We start from the raw sequence: 416 nt of genomic DNA, 5'->3' as shown, positions 1-416 counted from the left end.
TGCCGCCCGAAACCACGGCAACGATGGTCTTGCCCCTGATCTCCTTCTTGGAGAAATCCTTGAGCGCATCGATCGCCAGCGCGCCGGCCGGCTCCAGCACGACGCCTTCGACGTTGAGCATTTCGATCATGGTGGCGCAGAGCCGGTTTTCCGGGATCAGCCGCACTGTGTCGGCCGAAAAATCCTTGAGACGACGCAACGGCTCGCGGCCGATCTCGGCCACCGCGGCGCCATCGACGAAATTGTCGACCTTGGCGAGTTTGAGCCGTTTTCCCGCCGCAAGGCTTTCGCGCAGGCTCGGCGCGCCTGCCGGTTCGCAGAAGACGAAGCGTGCTTCCCTGCCCTGATCGGCGAAATAATGGGTGACGCCCGCGGCAAGTCCGCCACCGCCGACCGGCCGCATGACGATATCGGGC

The 416-nt window shown here is 64.4% G+C and carries 1 protein-coding gene; it reads right to left on the bottom strand.

The annotated features are described in order from the left end of the window. Positions 1-416, bottom strand: a 416-nt coding sequence (locus tag EN906_RS37015; RefSeq protein ID WP_127375905.1) for a pyridoxal-phosphate dependent enzyme, incomplete at both ends; no start/stop codon positions are given.

It is taken from the genome of Mesorhizobium sp. M7A.F.Ca.CA.004.06.1.1 (assembly GCF_003999135.1).
Taxonomy (GTDB): Bacteria; Pseudomonadota; Alphaproteobacteria; order Rhizobiales; family Rhizobiaceae; genus Mesorhizobium.
The sequence above is the reverse complement of the archived record's forward strand: the minus strand, read 5'-3'. Positions and strand labels throughout refer to the sequence as shown.